Annotated in this window: 8 protein-coding genes and 13 pseudogenes; 10 read left to right on the top strand and 11 right to left on the bottom strand. The window is 53.3% G+C overall.

Annotated elements, in window-relative coordinates; genetic code table 11:
• Nucleotides 1-495: 495 nt before the first annotated feature.
• Both KVH01_RS29045 and KVH01_RS29040 read right to left on the bottom strand, forming a co-directional pair.
• Nucleotides 496-660, bottom strand: a pseudogene (locus tag KVH01_RS29045) (IS5/IS1182 family transposase); the annotation flags it as partial.
• Between the two features lie 1,277 nt (nt 661-1,937).
• Nucleotides 1,938-3,752, bottom strand: a complete 1,815-nt coding sequence (locus KVH01_RS29040; RefSeq protein WP_217883763.1) for a serine hydrolase domain-containing protein — start codon at nt 3,750-3,752, stop codon at nt 1,938-1,940.
• A gap of 325 nt (nt 3,753-4,077) precedes the next feature.
• Here KVH01_RS29040 and KVH01_RS29035 point away from each other — a divergent pair, with 325 nt between their 5' ends.
• Nucleotides 4,078-4,461: a hypothetical protein gene (locus tag KVH01_RS29035; RefSeq protein WP_217883762.1), complete on the top strand. Its 384-nt coding sequence runs from the start codon at nt 4,078-4,080 to the stop codon at nt 4,459-4,461.
• Between the two features lie 845 nt (nt 4,462-5,306).
• Here KVH01_RS29035 and KVH01_RS30775 read toward each other — a convergent pair.
• The 3 genes and pseudogenes from KVH01_RS30775 to KVH01_RS30240 all read right to left on the bottom strand — a co-directional run bounded on the left by KVH01_RS30775 (nt 5,307) and on the right by KVH01_RS30240 (nt 6,446).
• Nucleotides 5,307-5,486: a carbon storage regulator gene (locus tag KVH01_RS30775; protein ID WP_217883761.1), complete on the bottom strand. Its 180-nt coding sequence runs from the start codon at nt 5,484-5,486 to the stop codon at nt 5,307-5,309.
• 640 nt (nt 5,487-6,126) lie between these two features.
• Nucleotides 6,127-6,240, bottom strand: a pseudogene (locus tag KVH01_RS30245) (IS110 family transposase); the annotation flags it as partial.
• Nucleotides 6,237-6,446, bottom strand: a complete 210-nt coding sequence (locus KVH01_RS30240; RefSeq protein ID WP_225924426.1) for a hypothetical protein — start codon at nt 6,444-6,446, stop codon at nt 6,237-6,239. The gene KVH01_RS30240 and the pseudogene KVH01_RS30245, both read right to left, overlap by 4 nt.
• Nucleotides 6,447-6,514: 68 nt before the next feature.
• Between KVH01_RS30240 and KVH01_RS29020 the strand changes: the two are divergent.
• The 5 genes and pseudogenes from KVH01_RS29020 to istB form a co-directional block, all read left to right on the top strand.
• Nucleotides 6,515-6,735 (top strand): annotated as a pseudogene (locus KVH01_RS29020) (hypothetical protein); the annotation flags it as partial.
• A gap of 393 nt (nt 6,736-7,128) precedes the next feature.
• Nucleotides 7,129-7,461, top strand: coding sequence for a hypothetical protein (locus KVH01_RS29010; protein WP_217883760.1), 333 nt, complete (start codon nt 7,129-7,131; stop codon nt 7,459-7,461).
• A gap of 1,425 nt (nt 7,462-8,886) precedes the next feature.
• Nucleotides 8,887-8,994: pseudogene (locus KVH01_RS30235) on the top strand (DNA-binding protein); the annotation flags it as partial.
• A 133-nt stretch (nt 8,995-9,127) separates the two neighbouring features.
• On the top strand, nt 9,128-10,642 hold the full coding sequence (gene istA, locus KVH01_RS29005) for an IS21 family transposase (RefSeq protein WP_217883759.1): 1,515 nt from the start codon (nt 9,128-9,130) through the stop codon (nt 10,640-10,642).
• Between the two features lie 20 nt (nt 10,643-10,662).
• Nucleotides 10,663-11,409: an IS21-like element helper ATPase IstB gene (gene istB, locus KVH01_RS29000; RefSeq protein WP_217883758.1), complete on the top strand. Its 747-nt coding sequence runs from the start codon at nt 10,663-10,665 to the stop codon at nt 11,407-11,409.
• 332 nt (nt 11,410-11,741) lie between these two features.
• On the opposite strand, the pseudogene KVH01_RS28995 reads toward istB, so the two are convergent.
• The 5 genes and pseudogenes from KVH01_RS28995 to KVH01_RS28975 all read right to left on the bottom strand — a co-directional run.
• Nucleotides 11,742-12,183 (bottom strand): annotated as a pseudogene (locus KVH01_RS28995) (transposase); the annotation flags it as partial.
• A 45-nt stretch (nt 12,184-12,228) separates the two neighbouring features.
• Nucleotides 12,229-12,480: pseudogene (locus KVH01_RS28990) on the bottom strand (transposase domain-containing protein); the annotation flags it as partial.
• Nucleotides 12,481-12,840: 360 nt separating this feature from the next.
• Nucleotides 12,841-13,312, bottom strand: a pseudogene (locus KVH01_RS28985) (IS3 family transposase); the annotation flags it as partial.
• A gap of 80 nt (nt 13,313-13,392) precedes the next feature.
• A complete protein-coding gene (ltrA, locus tag KVH01_RS28980) occupies nt 13,393-14,916 on the bottom strand; it encodes a group II intron reverse transcriptase/maturase (protein WP_404822119.1) in 1,524 nt (507 codons plus the stop codon).
• Nucleotides 14,917-15,573: 657 nt separating this feature from the next.
• A pseudogene (locus KVH01_RS28975) lies at nt 15,574-16,267 on the bottom strand (IS3 family transposase); the annotation flags it as partial.
• 64 nt (nt 16,268-16,331) lie between these two features.
• Between KVH01_RS28975 and KVH01_RS28970 the strand changes: the two are divergent.
• A pseudogene (locus KVH01_RS28970) lies at nt 16,332-17,069 on the top strand (reverse transcriptase domain-containing protein); the annotation flags it as partial.
• 8 nt (nt 17,070-17,077) lie between these two features.
• A pseudogene (gene tnpC / locus KVH01_RS28965) lies at nt 17,078-18,605 on the top strand (IS66 family transposase).
• A 99-nt stretch (nt 18,606-18,704) separates the two neighbouring features.
• On the opposite strand, the pseudogene KVH01_RS28960 reads toward tnpC, so the two are convergent.
• Nucleotides 18,705-18,830, bottom strand: a pseudogene (locus KVH01_RS28960) (IS66 family transposase); the annotation flags it as partial.
• Between the two features lie 157 nt (nt 18,831-18,987).
• Between KVH01_RS28960 and KVH01_RS30770 the strand changes: the two are divergent.
• Nucleotides 18,988-19,149, top strand: a pseudogene (locus KVH01_RS30770) (IS3 family transposase); the annotation flags it as partial.
• A 66-nt stretch (nt 19,150-19,215) separates the two neighbouring features.
• A pseudogene (locus KVH01_RS28950) lies at nt 19,216-19,320 on the top strand (IS5/IS1182 family transposase); the annotation flags it as partial.

The raw sequence follows: 19,320 nt of genomic DNA, 5'->3' as shown, positions 1-19,320 counted from the left end.
AGTGAATAGTACGTCACAACCTGTCTCTCTCCGCCCTCGGTATGCTTTTTGGGGTAAATCAGGAGAGGCGACAACTATCCTGACACCGGGGGCATAATGGCAACTAACAGCAAAACTTCAGTCCTAGGAGCGTTCGCAAATCATCTAAAAAGAGGAACTTCACGCTAATACAGCTAAATAGAAATGCTAATTTTGAATAAATTCATTATAGGAAATAATAAAGAAATTCCGATTTTAGGTCCATAAATACGAAATCAAGAAACGAGTCAGTCAGCCCTAATACCAATTGCCCTGTTCACCTTCAGAAAAAATGTAAACCGCTCGCATTTAGCTGAACCAAAAATTGCTTTAATTTTTTTTAGACGAAAAAAAACGACTTATAGCAGGCGCAAAATCCAAATGTGGAAATTTTGCTACAAAAGCCTGCTACAAATCGTTATTTTTGAAACCCTTTAAGTTATTGATTTTAAAAGGATGTTAAGAATGTTGCGGTGAAGGATAGGCCGGACGACCACCTTCGCCCTTCGGGTAATGAGAATCGATCGGGGCCGTCAAACCCTTCCAGGGTACGACCCGATCTATCTCGATCAGGAACAACTCCTTGCGGGTATGGTTGCGCTTACCGGCGTACTCAGCATTGGCGAAGGTCATTTGCTTCATTGAAAAGCTCGGGGATTGGTGTCCGGAGATTTTGCCAAATCAGGATGTCTTTTTCAGGAGTTCCTTGGTTTTCTGCACAAATAGTGCGGCGTGTCGGGAGAATTACGACTTGCCGCTGTTGCGCGGCAAGTTAATCGGAGCATCCCTAAACCCTCTCACACACTGCAGTCTATGGTGGCTGCCAAGCTTTGAACTAAATCTTTCTCCTGAGAGAGAAGATATTAGTGAGGCGAAGAGGGCCTCAAATGCTGAGAAATTTTGTGAAAAAGCCCAAACAATTGGCTTTGTTCTTGGGTAATCGATGGGGAATATTATTGGGACGTTTTCCCTCGATGTATATTTCGATAATCACGCCACTGTCAAAGCCGCTGCAGCTGGGCCGTAAGCTTCAACGCTGAAGCGAAAGGTGCGCTGGTAAAGTCTATCGCAAATGGCATTCCTCGCAATAAACAACCCGACGTTTACCTCCGAAAAACACATATCTTGATGTGCAACGCAATAAAGATATTCGCAGGGAGCAGCGTGTTAGCTCCGGATACTGCTCTGAAAATATTGATTGTTGATAAAAAAGAAGTATATATTCACCCCGGGGCACCGCCGTCACGTGCGTTGAAAGTACGAGAAAATATTGATCATGCCTGAAGGTGAAGTCGAGTGGGTGAGTGGGCGAGCTGTGCTCAAGGACAATTTAAGGTGTGCATGTGATCTACTCAGAAAGTTGAACCCCAGCGTGCCTTTTTGGCTGGTCTTTAGCAGGTTGGAGGGCTAATGCTTAGTAATACCATGACTCGTTGAATCGCGCAGCGCTGAGGCATACCTTTAGTAGCAGAAATTATGGCACTCGTTATTATGCTGGCCGCAGAAGCAGTTAACCTATTCCTTAATGGTCTTCGTGGTGGTGAAGATTCATGGGCACTTAATGTTTCATATCAAGATCTGCCAGGATTTGTTTGAAAATAATGTATCAATGGTGGAAGTCCGGCCGATAGAAGGAGTCAAATTCATGAGCCGAAAACTGCCAAGCGAGCATTTATCGATCTTGATTCACCAATCCATCGGCCATGGAAAAGTGCAAGAGCAGCGTGCTGTTACAATTGCGGGCTATCGACATTGAATTAAGTTTGCGGATAGCCCTATATTGTTTATGCAGAATGGCTTTACTATTAGTATGAACGTCAGTAGCTCGAAAAACGAGTAGACGCGAATATGCTTGGACCCGGCTGCTCGGAAATACGGCGAGAGTCGTCGAGCAAAATGATAGGTATGAGTGACTGTACTTAATCGCGCAGCAGGGCGACTGATGTATGAATTCGCTTAAAATAATATCCAGAAGCGCTGAGGCCGTTGACTTGTCGCGTTACGGTATCACCCAGTCCGTAACTGCTTCCGACCAGCACTGCATGGGCATTGTCTACTGGCTGCAGAATATAATCGGCCAATGCACGATCATGCAATTGTCCATGAATCACTAGAAAACCCTCTTCCAGACGCACGCTGATACTGTTTGCGGGAGGAGAGGGCTCATGGTCGGTGAGTACTTGATAGGTACCGACCATATTGGCCCAGTTTCCGATCAGCGGGGTTGGCTCGAATTTTTCGCCTACCGCAAGCCATTGCCCATGACTATTGGCGATAAGCACTTCGCGCCCTTGTGCGCTCAGCACATCCAATTGCACCCTGCCGATTTCACCCAAATCCTTTCCCCAAATGTTCAGAATTTTATGTTGCGCGCGCAGCCAGTTTTGGTCGTCATGCAGCAGCTCGAAGCGAGAATTGGACATTTCGCCATACAAATGATGATGTTCATCTCTTAGCCGCAAAATACCCCAGGTGGTGGCGTATACACCCGCCAGGCGCTTACGATCATTGCTCGTAGGGATTTTACGTTCGCTACTAGTGGCTTGTGGATAATCTGTAGCAGAATCCCTGTCACCGGTCTGCGCCTGAAGTAACATGCCTAGTGTGCGAGCGGCCAAGTGAGCGACGGTCTTTTCGGCGGCGCCATCGTTTGTCATGATCACCACTGCCAGTTGATGGTCGGGTAGGATCGCCATTTGCGCGGCAAAACCGTCACCGGTGCCGCTTTGCTGGTAAGTTCGTACTCCTCGCGTTACCGGCTCCTGGCCGCAAGGGGTGAGAAACCACCCCAATCCAACTTTGCAGTCAAAGTCTAGTACGTTGCCGTCGTTCTGTTGCTTCAACATTTCACGGACTGACGTCGCGCTCATTACGCGCTTGCCCTTGAAGAGCCCTTGAGTGAAAAGCATCTGCACGTAATGGCTGAGATCTCTGGGCGTGGTCCATAAGCCGCCAGCGGCCAGGTCACGGATGTTGGAAGTAGCAATAGCCTTGCCGTTCTCAAATCCCTGAGCATAGCCGATGGTTGCGCTGGACCCGACAAAACTGGAACGCTCCATCTCCAGTGGGGTTAACAAAGTGCGCTGCAGGAAGGGCTCGAACTCCACTCCGGCACTGCGCTCAATCGCTGCACCCACCAGCGTATAACCCAGGTTGGAGTAGGCTATTTGGGTGCCCGGTTGAGCGGCCAGCCAAACACCTGACACACGCATTGGCATTTGTCCCATGGTGAAGTCGCTACGCAACCCCCGCAGGTGCTCAGTGGGCAGTCCGGACTGATGGCTGAGCAAACGGCGCAGGGTGATGTCCCGGTTGGCAGCACCTTGGTTTTTATGAAAGCGTGAGCGCACCTGGAACTCTCCGAGGATATCGGTGATCGGGGCGTCTAAACGTAGTTTGTTTTGCTCGACCAGCTGTAAGGCCGCGGCTGCGGTGATCAACTTTGAAATGTCCCCGGCGCGAAACGCCGTATTCGCTGATACCGGTACGAACCGAGATTTATCGGCATAACCGAAGCCGCGTGCCCAAATTACCTCTTGGCCATTAACCAGCGCGATAGATAGACCCTGTACGTTATGGCGTGCCATCTGGGCGGGAATTCGATATTGTAAGTAACGAACGATTGCCCCGTAGTCGCCCTTTGCTATGGTCGGGATGGTTGGCGGTTGCGAGTGACAGCCCACGCTGCTCAAATAACAAATAAACAATGCGATATGGCACAACTTGCGAAACATTATGAATACCTGTGGTGATTTTTTTACGTCAGAATATTGGACAAACCTGCCCCTTATCCCTACAGTTTTCTGATGAGGCTGGTACACGTGTTACGGTTAAGACGATGCGTGTCTCAATCAAATAGACATTTTATTTACCTCTAAACTGTAGCTAGGCGCTATGCTCGATTTTATGACTCGGTATCTGTCTACAAGGAGGACCTATGTATACGCGTCTTCATGCCAAAATCTCGTTGAGTCAACGGCGCGCCGTACGTCCGCGCCACCGACAGATTATGAAGAAGATGATCTTCATCCGCATATACCGTCTATGAGGCGTTCATATATGTTCTTCCCATTTTCTAACGCTGAACGGCTTCTAATATTGCTTCAAGCAAACCCATGGCGCGTTGCCCAGGAAAAAAGCCCGTATATCGCGCTGGCTTATGCACCTACAGTGTCAGCTGATTTGCAAAAAGTCGCTACAGAGCAAAATGTAGGCGTGTTGCAACCACGATCGTTAGCTCCAATCGTAGAAAGCTTAAGTGGCCTGGCGGACGATAGAGTATATGTTGATGGGCATGGTGAACCTGCTTGTGAGTTGTTTATAGCTCGACAGAAGAAAAAGCTAAAAGCCGCCAAAGTTGCTGACCGCCTTGTCCGCACGTTTCGGTTACCTGCGCATGTCGAAATCCGGATCACCGCCTGTTGGGGCACATCTCTTACGTAGACTCACGTCCCCAAATCACTGTTGAACCATCGCAGCTCACCTATATGCACCGAACTCTATGCCTATTTTATCGGTAAGTTATGGCATTTTATAGATACGTTGGTAGGCGCCCTGGAGCAACACCTCATTCGTCTTCAGCCCTATCGGCATAGTGGTCTGGTTTCGGGGTATATGGGAGCGTTGACCATCAGTGCGAACACCAATATGAAATTAGGCTCGATTTGGCAGGGCATTGTGAGCGTGTCCGAGGGCACGCCCAGGCTGCGTTTCCTGTGCATGAGGATTCTGTGTTTTTTACCCTCAGGCGCTCCGGTGATCCGCAGATCAGCATTTGGATTGTCTGCAGCCAATCGAACTGCGTCCGCCAAGCATCGAAGCCACGAGTAAATCCTTAAGCAACCCTGATACGTCGCAAGTTTGGACGGTAGAACTTTTTTATTGCTCGAATGATGTGCAGGACTCATTTGTTGCTGTCAGGTACGTAGCTGCTTTGTCGGCCGTGGTAAAACCATGCAAAAAGCTGATCGCGACTCTGCCAGCGCTTATATCCGTTAAAGAGATATTTCGAGCGACTCTGTCATTATTATCGTAACTATCCTTTCTAATTAAGTAGGTCGTTTTGTCACCAATTTTACAGACGAGGCCAAAGTCGCGTTGCGCTGAGTAGGGCACCAATAACGAAGTAAGTGGATCGGCCATAGCGCTGCCGCAGATACAGAGCAGCATAGTAAGCGATGTGAAGCGATTAAGTATGTGGAAAATCATTAGGTGTTTACCTCTTCTGAATTAAAATTATATAAGAATTAGATCGGCGCCGAAAATTTTAGGCGCGGCAACCGGTCCTTTCAACGGTCTCGACTGTCGCCACGCAGGACTCGTTTTAGGCGCTCAGGGCGAACTATTGATACATGTGGTGGTGCGGTGATTTCCAGAGTGACAGAGTCGCCTTCAACTTTTTTTATCTTGACTTTAACCTCCTCCTCGATACGTAGGCACTCAGTGGGTCTCCTGGTAAATACAAGCATGGTGTGCTTCCCTTTGTTGATTAGGTAAATGCTTAATTCATTGGTCTCATAACCTTTGGTAGGAAGTAGTGAGGAAATTTCTCGCTCCTCGGCTAGAAAAGTCTAACTTAATCGACGGCTTCTGATCTGGCGGGGCATAACCGCTTTGTTTTCAAAAATACGGAATACCCAAGAAGGTTTCGCGCAGAGAAATTTCCCTTGAGGTAGGCAGAAGGTTCGGCATTTATAAAAGTCGATACTCTATATACTTGATAGAGGGTGAAGCCCTTTGATGGCTTGGCTCAGTAAGGCGTGTGACAAAGATCTGCATGTCCGGCGGACATGTGACAGTGCATCCAGGCGCATTACGTGCAGCGGAAACAGGCGGCAGGTCGGCTTAGGCACTTCGCCAAACTTGAATGCGCTCAATAGTGAAAGTCAAATCATGAGTGGCCACTTTCTGCTTAAGTCGGATTGGCTGTGATCAGTTCGTTAGCACTCAGGTGGGTGTGTTGTGTATTTGCCTTAGTTTTTGTAGGTATGGTTTATGTCTGTCCGTCTTTTGTCGCTTTCTTCGCGCTAATCTCGTATGTCGTCACCGGTCCGCTGTTCGATTACGCTGGCCCGGATGCGGCGCGTCGCCTGAATATTCTGTCGCTGCGACGAAGCGCATACTGGGGCGGCCCATTACCTCACAGATTGTCTCGGCATCGCTGGCGTCGTTTTCGTTACTCTTGACGTAAGGCCTGACGAACTAAGGTGCGATCAGCTTCACCCGATATTCACGAGCCTGTAGCTGTCGCGCTCAATGGTGCGCAGCGCCAAAACTTCCATTGCGATCTCACAACCGGGTTGGTCTTCTTTTAGTACCGCTTGAAGCCAGCATTCAGGGGATAACCGTTGCCGCCAGACGGGCTGTTCATGACCATCCGCGTCGTGGATTTGAAGCACGTTCTTGGCCAAGTCGACCCCAATACGCATAAGCTTCCTGTTTGGACTCCTTTTCAGGATTGACTGTGGTTTGCACCTTCAGTCTGGCACTTCAAACTGCAGAGGCGAGGAGGAAGTCCAGCCCATTGTTTCGAGCGATTAAGCGCCAGTTGGATTATACCAAAGCGCGCTTACGGAGCTTGGTGAAGACACTGCTCAAATGGTGACGCTGTTCGCGTTGTCGAACCTGTGGATGTCGCATCGATATTTGCTCGCCAGCATGGTGGAGGTGCCCTTAACGTGGGAAATGGCTGCTGCGAGGTGCTCGCAGCAGCAATAACATGAAGTGATTGCCAGATTTGACCGATCTTTAACAGCTGCCGTTTCTTGAAAGCGCCGATGGTCCGGTCGCCGAAACATAGGCGTCTATTTAAGACTATTCTTTGTTTTGCCAAGCCTTGTATGATGAAAATTGGCATTTTTACCCAAAAAATGTAATGCTCCTCGGGCATTTTCGCCAGTGTCACATGTCCTCCCTTTTTCTCGGTGTGGAGAACCAATTCCCTCAGAGCGGCTTCCATAGACAATTGATTCTCATGCGTTCTGTCCAGCAGGTCTGATAGTGAGTAATCCATCGCCATGTTGCTCCAATTCCTGCCTCGAAAAGATCAAGCTTAGCAGCGGCCCACGTTAAAGTCGGCCATGTGGCACGTCAGACCCCATGAGAAAAATGATGAATGCAAAATTTACTGAAGAAGAGATGCGCCGGGCGTTATTCGGAGAGGTCGAGCCGACTGCGCCGGTAGCTAATTCGCTCCGAAAGGGCGTTGTTCCGGAAAACGCCGCGGGGACGTCGGTTAAAGCTACGACAAAGAAATTCTTCAAGGGCTTCACCCCCTCCAGGCTGAAAGTGACGCTGCGAGTAGGGAATGAGTTTGAAGGCGAGATGCACGAACTGGTGTATGAGGCTGACACACTGAGCTCCCTCGTCGCAGAGCAGGGAGCGACGAAGGCGGCTCGGAAAAAGTTTAGATTCGTGGAGGTTGTATCGGTTGTATCGATGTAAATGTGCTCAGCGTTAACGTTCCGGCCTGTCTGGTTTTTCGAACATAATTTAAGCAGGAGCGTTCGATTTGCGCCTCAGTCTTGCTAAAAATTAGTCTGGTAGATGGAACAGAGGAGCATCTGCAGCCACGAATAATCAGGTGAAGAGCTCCAGTGCTGAGCCAGCATTCGACAGCTAAATCAAGCCCAAACGCAACAGCGTGCGTTGCGTATATAAGTCATGACCCGCGTCGGGTGTCTAGGGATTTTCGGCGCATTCGTTTGTCGCAACGTGCAGCGCTTCCGGGTATCTTCTTCGCTCACGAATGATCACTTGAGCAGGGCCCGGCTTGACTTTCGAGCTGTGTACCGACTTGAAGGTAACCCATTACCGCACTCACGTCACGGTGTTCGGCCATTGCCATCACTTCACCCGGGCGGCACTCCCTGACGCCCAGCCTTGGTCACAAACCCTGAGCGCAAACGGTGCGCTGTCCAATTCCCGTCAAGCCCGCTAGCTTTGCGCGACGCTGAACTATGCGTGCCATCTGGCTGCGGGCAGGCCTGTCGTTCCTGCTTGTCGCCTTTGTTAAGGTGCCGAAAGAAGGGGCGTGACTCTGCAGGCGCTACTGTAGCCAAGTAGTTAGCGCCTCAGTTGCTGGCCCACGTAGCGGTTTTTCTCGTCGAGTCCCGCGGGTATCGTTTTTGGTGGCGCCCAGCGTATACAGCCAAATGTCGGTATCCAGTTGGCGGGGACAACGCTAGTTTGCAAATTCCCCCCTGAACGCCGTCATTCACCGCCGCTCCAGGTCGGTAGGAGGAGGGCGCAGTCACGCTCGCCGCGAAGAGCATCGGTGCAGGTGACCATGAGTGCTTGTAGAGGTTTAAGCACGATGGCGTTTTTTTACGCATCGATAACCCCTGACGTGACTGTGCCTTGCGTGCCTCGCGTAGCAAGCTCTTGAGCGCCAGTGCATCGGTGGGGCTGTCCCAGCTATTCAATCGATGCCGATGACAGACGATGTTATAGGCCCACGCCCCCGGCTTGGCTTTAACCTTTGCGCGGATAAAACCCGCATCAATGGACGCCAGCAATAGGTGCACCCATTTGCCGTCGGCCGTCGGAGGGGCTACGTGATCAATCACAAATTGGGCCGCCACTGCTGCGGACATAGGCGCCTCGCCTAGCGTGTGTCCGTAGCGCGGGGGTAACCACGCCGACCAATAGGCGGGGATGCACTGTATTGCCCGCCGTGACACCGGCCACAAAGACTGCGGATGCTTCTCGAGCGTTGAGCGTTAGAAAATGCAGATCCAGCGGCGTTTCGTCGACCTGCGAGATCCGGTATGTAATATTCAATACGTTCAACGTATTTTAAATCCGCATTTTGAAAAATAAGGTCGGATAACATTCTATTATCAGACCTAATATACACTGAGGTGAGCTATGGCAGTAGGGGGGGTAGAAATCGAGGTGTTTGGCGCCACCGACGTGGTGTTGGTCCGCGGTGAGCGGCCGACGGTTGATCGCGTGCGTCTGGAGCTGGGGCCAGGTTGGGGATTCCATGACCATCCGGACACCGATTCCACGGCCATCCGGAGACTTTCAGGCAGGCAGCAACGCAGGATTATTCACTACCATCGACCTCTTTTTTCGAAGCGAAGAGGTCGTCGTGGAGCGTTTATCCATGCGTAAAATCCGAGAGGTACTACGCCTAAAGTTCGACGCCGGCCTGTCCGTGCGCAAGATCGCCAAAAGTTTATCCATTGGCCATTCAAGCGCAGGAGACTACCTTTGCCGGTTCGCAGCCAGTGGGCTTCAGTGGCCCATCGATATCTCTGATGCAGAGCTGAACCGACGCCTGTTTCCGCCGGCAGTACCGGTGCCGAGCGACCAGCGCCCGATGCCTGACTGGGCTTGGGCGCATGCCGAGTTGCGCCGCCCCGGCGTAACTCTGGCCCTGCTTTGGCAAGAGTACCGACTCGCTCACCCGCAAGGCTTCCAATACAGCTGGTTCTGCGAGCACTACCGCCTCTGGGCCGCCAAGGTCGACGTTGTCATGCGCCAGGAGCACCGTGCCGGCGAAAAGCTGTTCGTCGATTACGCCGGACAGACCGCGCCCATTATCGACCGACAGACCGGTGAAATCCGTCAGGCCCAGATCTTCGTCGCCGTCCTCGGCGCGTCCAGCTACACCTTCGCCGAGGCCACTTGGTCGCAGAAACTGCCCGACTGGCTGGGCTCGCACGCCCGCTGTTTTGCTTTTTTCGGCGGCACATCGCAGATCCTGGTGCCCGATAATCTGCGCAGTGGCGTCACCAAGGCGCATCGCTACAAGCCGGACATCAACCCCAGTTACCGCGATCTCGCCGAGCATTACGGCGTAGCCGTACTGCCCGCGCGTTCGCGTAAACCCAAGGACAAAGCCAAGGTTGAAGTGGGTGTGCAAGTGGTCGAGCGCTGGATCCTGGCAGTGCTGCGCAACCGCCAGTTCTTCTCGCTGGGCGAACTCAACACGGCAATTGGACTGCTGCTGGATCGACTCAATCAGAAACCCTTCAAGAAGCTGCCCGGCTCACGCCGGTCGGTCTTCGAGACCATCGACCAGCCCGCGCTGCAACCGCTGCCAGAACGTCCGTATGTCTACGCCGAATGGAAAAAAGTGCGGGTACACATCGACTGGCACGTCGAGGTCGACGGCCATTACTACTCGGTGCCGTACCAACTGGTGAAGCAACAACTCGAAGTACGCCTGACCGCGCAGACGGTGGAATGCTTCCACGCCAACCAGCGCGTGGCCAGCCATCTGCGCTCGCCGCACAAAGGCCGCCACACCACCCAGACCGAGCACATGCCCAAAAGCCACCGCGAACATGCCGAATGGACGCCGCAGCGGCTGATCGGCTGGGCCGAGCAGACCGGGCCTAATACTGCCGGCGTCATAGCCTACATCCTCGAACGCCGAATCTATCCGCAGCATGGCTTCCGCGCCTGTCTGGGCATCTTGCGCCTGGGCAAACAGCACGGCGAAGAGCGGCTGGAAGCCGCTTGCCAGCGTGCGCTGGCACTGGGCGCATGCAGTTACAGGAGCCTCGAATCGATCCTGCGTCAAGGCCTGGAGAAGCTGCCGCTGGCCCAACAAAACCTGCCGCTGTTGCCCGATGAACACATCAACTTGCGCGGCCCCGGCTACTACCACTGACCTGAACAAGGAGCACGAACATGCTGCCCAATCCGACACTCGACAAGCTGCAAACTCTGCGCCTGCACGGCATGATCAAGGCGCTTGGCGAACAACACGCAACGCCTGACATCAACGATCTCAGCCTCGACGAACGTCTCGGTCTTATGGCCGACCGCGAGCTGACCGAGCGCGAAGACGCCCGCCTGACTACTCGCCTCAAGGCCACACGACTGCGCCATAACGCCTGCCTGGAAGACATCGACTATCGCAGTCCGCGTGGCTTGGACAAGGCCTTGATCCTGCAACTGGGCAGCGGCCAGTGGCTGCGCGACGGCCTGAACCTGATCATCGGCGGCCCAACTGGCGTAGGCAAAACCTGGCTCGCCTGCGCGCTGGCTCACAAGGCCTGCCGCGACGGTTATAGCGTGCGTTATCTGCGCTTGATGGAAGAACTAGGCTTGGCCCACGGCGACGGCCGCTTCGCGAAACTGATGGCGGGTTATGCCAAGACCGACTTGCTGATCCTGGACGACTGGGGCTTGGCGCCGTTTACCGCTGCGCAACGGCGCGACATGCTTGAACTGCTGGACGACCGCTACGGCAACCGCTCGACGCTAGTGACCAGCCAGATGCCAGTGGACAAATGGCACGCACTGATCGGCGATCCGACCTTGGGCGATGCGATCCTCGACCGGCTGGTGCACAACGCTTATCGGATCGAACTGAAGGGCGAATCGATGCGCAGACGCGCAACGAAATTGACGGCGACAGAGACTTCAGACTAACAATGCAAACCTGCGTCGCTGCGCTCCGACTGCCTGTCCGAATGAGCGTGGAATGAGTGTCCGGATGTTGGTGGGCTGAGTGTCCGGATGGCGTGGAATCCGCACTCTGTCTACACCCTCTTAGAGAGTCCGGGCGATTTAGTCTTTCATGGGGCTCGTTCGCACCATATTATTCTGGCATCTCTCCGAGGGAGATGCTGAATAATTAACCCGTTCGCACCGTCCGCATTTCCAAGCCGATTTTTTAACCTACCGGTCTTATTTTGCATTTCCAGGCCGATTTTCGCCCTCATTTTGCTGATTTGCGGGTCAGCCCCTCTTTTCAGAAGGATTTATCCCGCCGCGCGTTGCAAATACCGCTTGGCCAGCATCAGATTGGCCAACCCCAACAGACTGAACAACTGCGCCGTATTCTTTTCCAGCCCACGGTAACGAACCTTGCGATGATTGAAGCGCACCTTGATTACCTGGAATGGATGCTCGACCTTGGCACGCAGCTGTGCCTTGGTGTATTTGATCTTGCGCTTGACCCGGTACAGCACACTGCCTTCGCCGTGCTGCTTGTAACTGCTTGGCCGGGCTGCAATCGACCAGATAACGTCCCGTTCAGCATGCCCCGCTCGCTTGGTCGCACCGGTGTATCGAAACATAGGTTTCGGCGCCGTGCAGCAGCTGGTCGACTTGGATGACATCCGCCACATTGGCGGCCGTCCCGACTACGCTGTGCACCAACCCCGACGTGGCGTGGGCCTTCATCCCGAAGTGCCATTGATTGAGTGCGATCCATAAACCCCACCTACCGCAAGGTAACGCCTTGGTTTATCGTGGCATTTCCGGTGAGCAGTTCCACTGTAGCAATGCTACGTAGTCCTCGACCGATGAGGACTGGGGCAATCGCTCCAGTACGTGGCGCAGCCACGTCTAGGGCTCTTGGACGTTAAGTTTGGCGGTCTCGACCAGGCTGCAGATCTGCGCACTGGCGGTAGCGCCTTTGGGCGTATCGCTGAATAGCCAGGCCTTACGCCCAATAACAAACGGCTTTATCGCTCTTTCAGCCGCATTGTTATTTACGCCCTGACAAGGCGTATGAGTTCAGTGGGTGCGAATCCCACCCGGCTACTGTCGCTCCGGGCGGAAGCACTTTGGAGCAGTTCAGGAGGCAACGAATGGGCTGAAGTATCTGGAGAAAAGGCTTCTTTAGGACGTCAGTGACTGTGCAGGCCGTAGCGCGCAGCGAACACCGAGCAGGCCCCGAAAAGGCTTTGCGGTAGCCAACCCGCCATCATAACGGGGAAGGTTGATGGTGCTGAGGGATCGAGCGTCAGGCGAACTTGGTACTGCCGCCGGGGTAAGTGGTGATGGCATGTACAGAAGAGAACTCATACGAAACAGGGGAGGCCTGCCAGGGTGAGGTGAATCGCCCCGGATTCTCTAGACACCTTGCAAGCTCATTGCGTAACGCTTTTCAAACTCTACCGGTGATAGCTGATTGTTGAAACCATGGCGGCGTTTTGCGTTGTAGAACATCTCGATGTAATCAAACACATCACTACGAGCATCTTGCCGCGAGATGTAGATTTTCCGCTTGATCCGTTCCCGTTTCAGAAGCTGGAAAAAGCTCTCGGCCACGGCGTTGTCGTGACAGTTGCCTCGGCGACTCATACTGGCAACCAAATTGTTCGCTTTCAAAAAACTGCGCCAATCGGAGCTGCTGGCTGCCCTGGTCGGAGTGAACCATCACCTCCTGTTTCGGTTTTCGCCTCCAAACCGCCATCAATAACGCATCAATGGCCAAATCACTGGTCATCTGCGACTTCATTGACCAGCCAACGACCTGACGAGAAAACAGATCCAGCACCACCGCCAAATACAGCCAGCCTTCATACGTACGAAGTTGAGTAAGAGGCAGGGCGTAGTCGGACTATCTCCCTGCTTCTCCTCACCGAACCGGACGTGCACCTTTCAATGCATCCGGCTCTCCGTTTAAACGCTGGCGAACGCCATAGCCACTTCAGTGAAACGTGAGGTCCATGTATTCCTGGCCTCCGGCCTCAGGTAAGGATTACCTTCGGGCAGACGCCACCTGAACTGCTTCTTGCCTTGCCCAACTAACCGATACAGTATTTCACCGCTAAGTTTGCCGTTATTAGTCTTGCCAAATAAAACCCAGGTCTTACTTTGGCTAGGCTTCGGTGCTTTGCACCATTGGCGCATCAGGGGTTTGAGACGGGAGCGGTATTTGTGAGCCAGCCAATGGGCCAGTTTCCAAAACACGACACGATCGATATAGCTGAATACTTTGGCTTTGAAATCAACGAATTGATAAAACGCGGCCCAGCCTTTCAACTTTCGGTTGATCGATTCAACCATGTCGATCTTACTTTCACTATGGTTACCTGATAGCAGTGCCGTCAGTGAGGTTGCGAAGCTTCTGGCTTTGTCTCGTGGAATCGTCGTTACCACACGCATATCGCCGTAGCGGCTACGCTTGCGGATGATCCGATGGCCCAGAAAGACAAATCCATCATTCACATGGGTGATCTTGGTCTTCTCCATGTTCAGCCTTAGTTTCAGGCTGTCTTCAAGCACACTCCGACACTCTTCTCTGATGGCTTGCGCTTGTGCTTTAGTACCTTTGACGATGATCACAAAATCATCGGCATATCGGCAGTAAGCAACGGCTGGCTTCCATTGCCAGTTATCTCTGATCGCCGTGCTTCGACCAAGCTGGATGCTGTGGTTCCAGTACCATCGATCTTTTCGAGCCTTCGGATTCAGGTAGTGCTCATGCAGGTACTGATCGAACTCATTGAGCATGATGTTCGACAATAATGGCGATATAACACCACCCTGCGGTACTCCTTCACTGGCGGCCCGGAAGAGTCCGACATCGATATGGCCAGCTTTGATCGTTTTCCACAGCAGCTCCAAGAAACGAGTGTCTCTGATTCTGCGGCGTACAGCTTTCATCAGCAGGCGATGATGCACGGTATCGAAGTAGCTGGATAAGTCACCCTCAATGACCCAGCGGCCCCTCGACTCTGCATTGTCTGTGAGCTGTAGCTTCACAGTACGAATTGCATGGTGGACACTGCGCTCAGGCCGAAAACCATACGAGAGCGTGTGGAACTCACTCTCCCAAATGGGCTCCATGGCCATCAGCATAGCCCGTTGAACAATACGATCCCGCAGAGTGGGAATACCGAGTGGTCGTTGCTTGCCATTGGCCTTGGGGATGTAGATCCGTCTGGCCGGCAGAGGCTGGTAGTTGCCCGAGAGAAGATCTTCCCTGAGCTTTTGCAATACATCCGCCAGTCTGGCTTGCAGCATTGGCTTGTCCATTCCATCAACGCCAGGTGTACGGGCACCTTTTGATGACAGGGTGATTCGCGCCGCCTCTGCCAGCCAGTCCGGCTGTGCTATCAGGCGCAACAACCGATCGACCCGTTGGGGCGGACCTGTTGCTGCCCATGTGGCAAGCTTGCGTTGCATTTCGCTGATTATCAAAGGTCTTCACCTCGTTAGGTCAGTTAATTCGCTTGGCAAACACATTTAAACTGCTCCCCTTCGCCATGTAATGGGCTTTCCCCATCTCGGACTACTACGGAAGCTCCGCCAGTCAAATGCGGCATCGGGGCCATGCCCCCTTGGCATCCGTCATTGACCTTCCCCGGTTCACCTATCTGGACTCAAGCATGTTGAGGAGGCTGCCCATCGCACTCTTTATCCTTGCTTGCCGCAAGTTGACAGAAAGCAGCAGCCCGATCTGTGATGGATTCTGCTGTCCCAAAGCTCTGCATACATATCAGAGCTCCTTCGATCGGCAGCGCATATCTGTCACTGCCTGTTCTTTCTGTACGGCTTATCAGATCACGTAAGCCGTGGTGACATTTCAACCCTCAGAGGCGGATTAATGGGTTCATATTCTTCAGCCTTTCAACACTCAGTCTTGAGGATCATCTTGGCTTAGTGATCTCGCCTCAATCCCCGTTGTCAGCGGGTTACATCACCCTGCAGGCATACCACAGGTCACTGCCGCTCAGACTCACCACCGTCACAGTCGATGGAGTGTTTGGTTCCTCATCATGAGTTCCCAGTTCAACATTCCAGATAGACTCGTGGTTCATTTGAGCATCCATGCTCACCCTGAACTCCGGGCACACTGTAGGTGATATCGCCGCACCAGACTTGATTGGGGGCTGGCACATCAAACTCGCGGTTCAATGTGTTCGGGATATCGAGTCGTTCTACTGTGGCTCGTTTGTAAGCGTGGGAGCCAGGTTGTTTACTGACTAAAGCAAGCTCGCGCATCAAGCTGCGCACTTTGAATCGACCAAGTTGTTCACCGTCTTCACGCATCAGTGAAAGGATGCTGCGACTGCCCGCAGCACTGCGACTTTGCGAGAACAGCTCACTGACTCGGCTACGCAATCGAAGCCGTTCAACATCGGGCGTGCGGCGCCGCACGCGCTGGGCGTAGTAGCACGAGCGGGTGACTTCAAACAGCTTGCACAGCCAATCAATCGGCTCATGGGCACTCAACTGATCAATCAGCGCAAACGCTCGTGATCTTCCGACATCAAGAGCGCGGTAGCCTTTTTAGTATAGATTTTTCTCGCTCAAGCCGGGCGATCCGGGCTTCCAGCTCCTGAATTTTCTGCTGCTCTGGAGTCAGCGCCTTGCTCTGCGGAGTGACGCCTTGGCGCTCTTTCTGGACCTGGTCAACCCAGCGGCGCAACGCTGACTCGCCAATACCGAGTGAACGGCTGGCTTCGATGTAGCTGTAGTTTTGTTTGAGCACGAGGTCGGCAGCCTCGCGTTTGAATTCAGGAGTAAAGGAGCGGCGTTGTTTGGTCATCTGACACCTCGATCTGGCAAGCATTCTCGCCTAAATGGGTGTCCGGTTTCATTAGACCACTACAGTAAGGCATCATGTGAAGGATGACTGGATTCTGTTGTATATCGAACGCTGGCTTAAAGCGCCGTTTGAGACTGCTGACGGCGTTCGGGTATCGCGTGAAAGCGGTACACCCCAAGGTGGGGTTATCAGCCCCTTGCTGATGAATTTGTTTATGCACTATTCGTTCGATTGCTGGATGCAACGGACTTTTCCAGGTTGTCCCTTTGCACGCTACGCCGATGATGCGGCGCTTCACTGCCGTAGCGAAAAGCAGGCGTGTGAGGTCATGGCGGCAATCAAGGCCCGTCTGGAAGAGTGTCTGCTGACCATGCGCCCGGAAAAGTCGAAGATCGTTTATTGCAAGGACAGTAACCGCAAGGCAGTTTACCCAACGACGCAGTTTACGTTTCTGGGGTTCACCTTCCGACCACGGAAGGCGTGGGGTAATCATGGGCGCGTGTTTACCAGCTTCCTGCCCGGCGCCAGTAAAGAGGCCCAGAAGCGGATGCGTCAACAAACTCGTAGCTGGAGTATCCAGCGACAAACACCGGCCAGCCTTCTGGAGTTGTCACAGCAGTACGACGCTGTCCTTCGTGGATGGTGGTATTACTATGGAGCTTTCTACAAAACGGTTATGCGCAAGGTCTTCAATCACTTTGATTTGAAGCTGCAACGCTGGGCCCGTCAGAAATACAAACCACTGGCGGGGCACAAGCGCCGCAGTGCTGATTGGCTCAACCGAATGAAGAAAGGGGTATAATACGGGCCATGATTTCCATGCCCGACCACCTCTCCGATGATCATATCTGCTCAAGTAAATGCTTGTGCAGATGCTCTGTGAGCGTCAGGTGGACAAAGACCAGATCGTTGACCTGAAAGAAATCAAGCTGTTGCGCGACCGTTTGTTCGGCCATAAATCCGAGCAGACCGTCGAGCCCAACACGCCGCAACTGGCATTGTTCAACGAGCCCGAAAGCGAGCCAATGCTGCCCGTCGGCGACGCTGACGAAGAAGTGGTTGCTTCGACGCCACGTCGCGGCAAACGCAAGCCCCTGTCGGCTGATCTGCCGCGTATCGAAGTCATTCACGAACTGCCTGAACACGAACTGAGCTGCGCTTGCGGTTGCCGCAAACACGTCATCGGTGAAGAAACCAGCGAACAGCTGGAGATTGTGCCGATGCAGATTCGCGTGCTCAAACACATGCGCAAGGTTTACGGTTGCCGTGGCTGTGAAACCGCTCCGGTCATCGCCGACAAACCCGCTCAGATGATCGAAAAAAGCCTGGCGAGCCCCAGCGTGTTGGCCATGCTTTTAACCACCAAGTACGTCGATGGCCTGCCGTTGCATCGTTTCGAAACGGTGCTGAGTCGACACGGTGTGGATATTCCAAGGCAAACACTGGCGCGCTGGGTCATCCAGTGCAGCAAATACTTTCAGCCCTTGCTGAACTCAATGCGCGACCGCTTACTGAAAGTCCGGTCATCCACTGCGATGAAACGAGAGTCCAGGTTCTGAAAGAGCCGGAACGAGATCCGACCAGTCAATCGTGGATGTGGGTGCAGGCCAGCGGGCCGCCGGATCGAAAAGTGGTGCTGTTCGACTACACCACCAGTCGCGCGCAGGAAGTGCCTTTACGTCTGCTGGAAAGTTATCGCGGCTACGTGATGACCGACGATTACGCGGGTTATAACGCGTTGGCGTTGCAGCCCGGTGTTGAGCGATTAGCGTGCATGGCGCATGCACGTCGCAAGTTTGTCGACGCGCAGAAAGTGCAGCCCAAGGGAAAAACCGGACGTGCCGATATCGCGCTGACGATGATCAATAAGCTGTCTGGCATCGAGCGTGAACTCAAGGACGTCGGCGATGAGCAGCGATTTAAAGGTCGTCAGGAAATGAGCCTGCCGATCCTGGGGCAGTTGAAAAGCTGGCTGGATAAAACGCAGCCGCAGGTGACGCCACAAAGCGTGCTGGGCAAGGCGGTTAATTATCTGGCGAATAACTAGAGCCGGCTGGAGCGTTACGTGGAGGCTGGTTTTTTACCGATCGACAACAACAGAGCCGAGCGCGCAATAAAACCGTTTGTCCTCGGGCGCAAGGCCTGGCTGTTCAGCGACACGCCCAAAGGCGCCGCCGCCAATGCCCAGATTTACAGTCTGGTGGCGGCCGCCAAGGTCAACGGCCAGGAGCCTTATACGTGGTTGCGCCACGTCCGGGCAAAACTGCCGAAAGCGCAATCGGTTGAGGACTACGGAGCCTTGCTGCCGTGGAACTGCTCACCGCAAATGCCACGGTAAACTAAGGCCCCATCTTGCGGTAGGTGGGGTTTATGGATCAGTTACGTTACACTGAGCGCCATATCCGACGCTGGTTGGTCAAGAAGCATAAGCGACGAGGCCGCTGGCTTGTCCCCACATCCAAGATTGGCTGGTCGGATCTCGATCCGATTCTTTCAGCACTTGAACGCGGGTTTCATCGCAGTGGATCACCGGACTTTCCAGTAACCGGTCGCGCATCAGGCTTCAATTTCGGGCTTGGAATGTGGGGATCATGGATCCCTTACCATGGAGCGGTTACGAAATAATCGCCTTCAAGACCGCGAGGCGCCCGCTGTTCGACATGGTTGGTGCGATGCTGCGGCAGGCTTTTGAGAGGCTGCGGCCACGCGATAAACCAATTATGGAAAGCTTCTTTGGCACGTTGAAATCCGAGTTCTTTTATTTGAACAAATTCAACAGTCTCGATGAGCTTGAAGCAGGTATAGAGGACTACATACATTACTATAATCATTCGCGAATCAGGCTGAAACTAAGGAATCTCCGAACAAGTTCCAAGATGTGATGAAATACGCCTGACCACCTGACCACCTGACCACCTGACCACCTGACCACCTGACCCGAGCCGCCCATGAGCCGGATGAGCTTTTCCGATTTCGAATATGCCGGCAAGCGCAAGCAGACACGCCGCGACCGCTTCCTCGCCGAGATGGATCAGGTCGTGCCCTGGACAGGT

It is taken from the genome of Pseudomonas khavaziana (genome assembly GCF_019145205.1).
Taxonomy (GTDB): domain Bacteria; phylum Pseudomonadota; class Gammaproteobacteria; order Pseudomonadales; family Pseudomonadaceae; genus Aquipseudomonas; species Aquipseudomonas khavaziana.
This window is presented reverse-complemented; position numbering and strand designations above follow the sequence as displayed.

Coding starts and splice junctions, on each gene's coding strand:
- istA (WP_217883759.1), top strand. CDS start 9,128: ATGCGTAAAATCCGAGAGGTACTACGCCTAAAGTTCGACGCCGGCCTG.
- istB (WP_217883758.1), top strand. CDS start 10,663: ATGCTGCCCAATCCGACACTCGACAAGCTGCAAACTCTGCGCCTGCAC.
- KVH01_RS29035 (WP_217883762.1), top strand. CDS start 4,078: ATGTTCTTCCCATTTTCTAACGCTGAACGGCTTCTAATATTGCTTCAA.
- KVH01_RS29010 (WP_217883760.1), top strand. CDS start 7,129: ATGAATGCAAAATTTACTGAAGAAGAGATGCGCCGGGCGTTATTCGGA.
- KVH01_RS30775 (WP_217883761.1), bottom strand. CDS start 5,486: ATGCTTGTATTTACCAGGAGACCCACTGAGTGCCTACGTATCGAGGAG.
- KVH01_RS29040 (WP_217883763.1), bottom strand. CDS start 3,752: ATGTTTCGCAAGTTGTGCCATATCGCATTGTTTATTTGTTATTTGAGC.
- KVH01_RS30240 (WP_225924426.1), bottom strand. CDS start 6,446: ATGCGTATTGGGGTCGACTTGGCCAAGAACGTGCTTCAAATCCACGAC.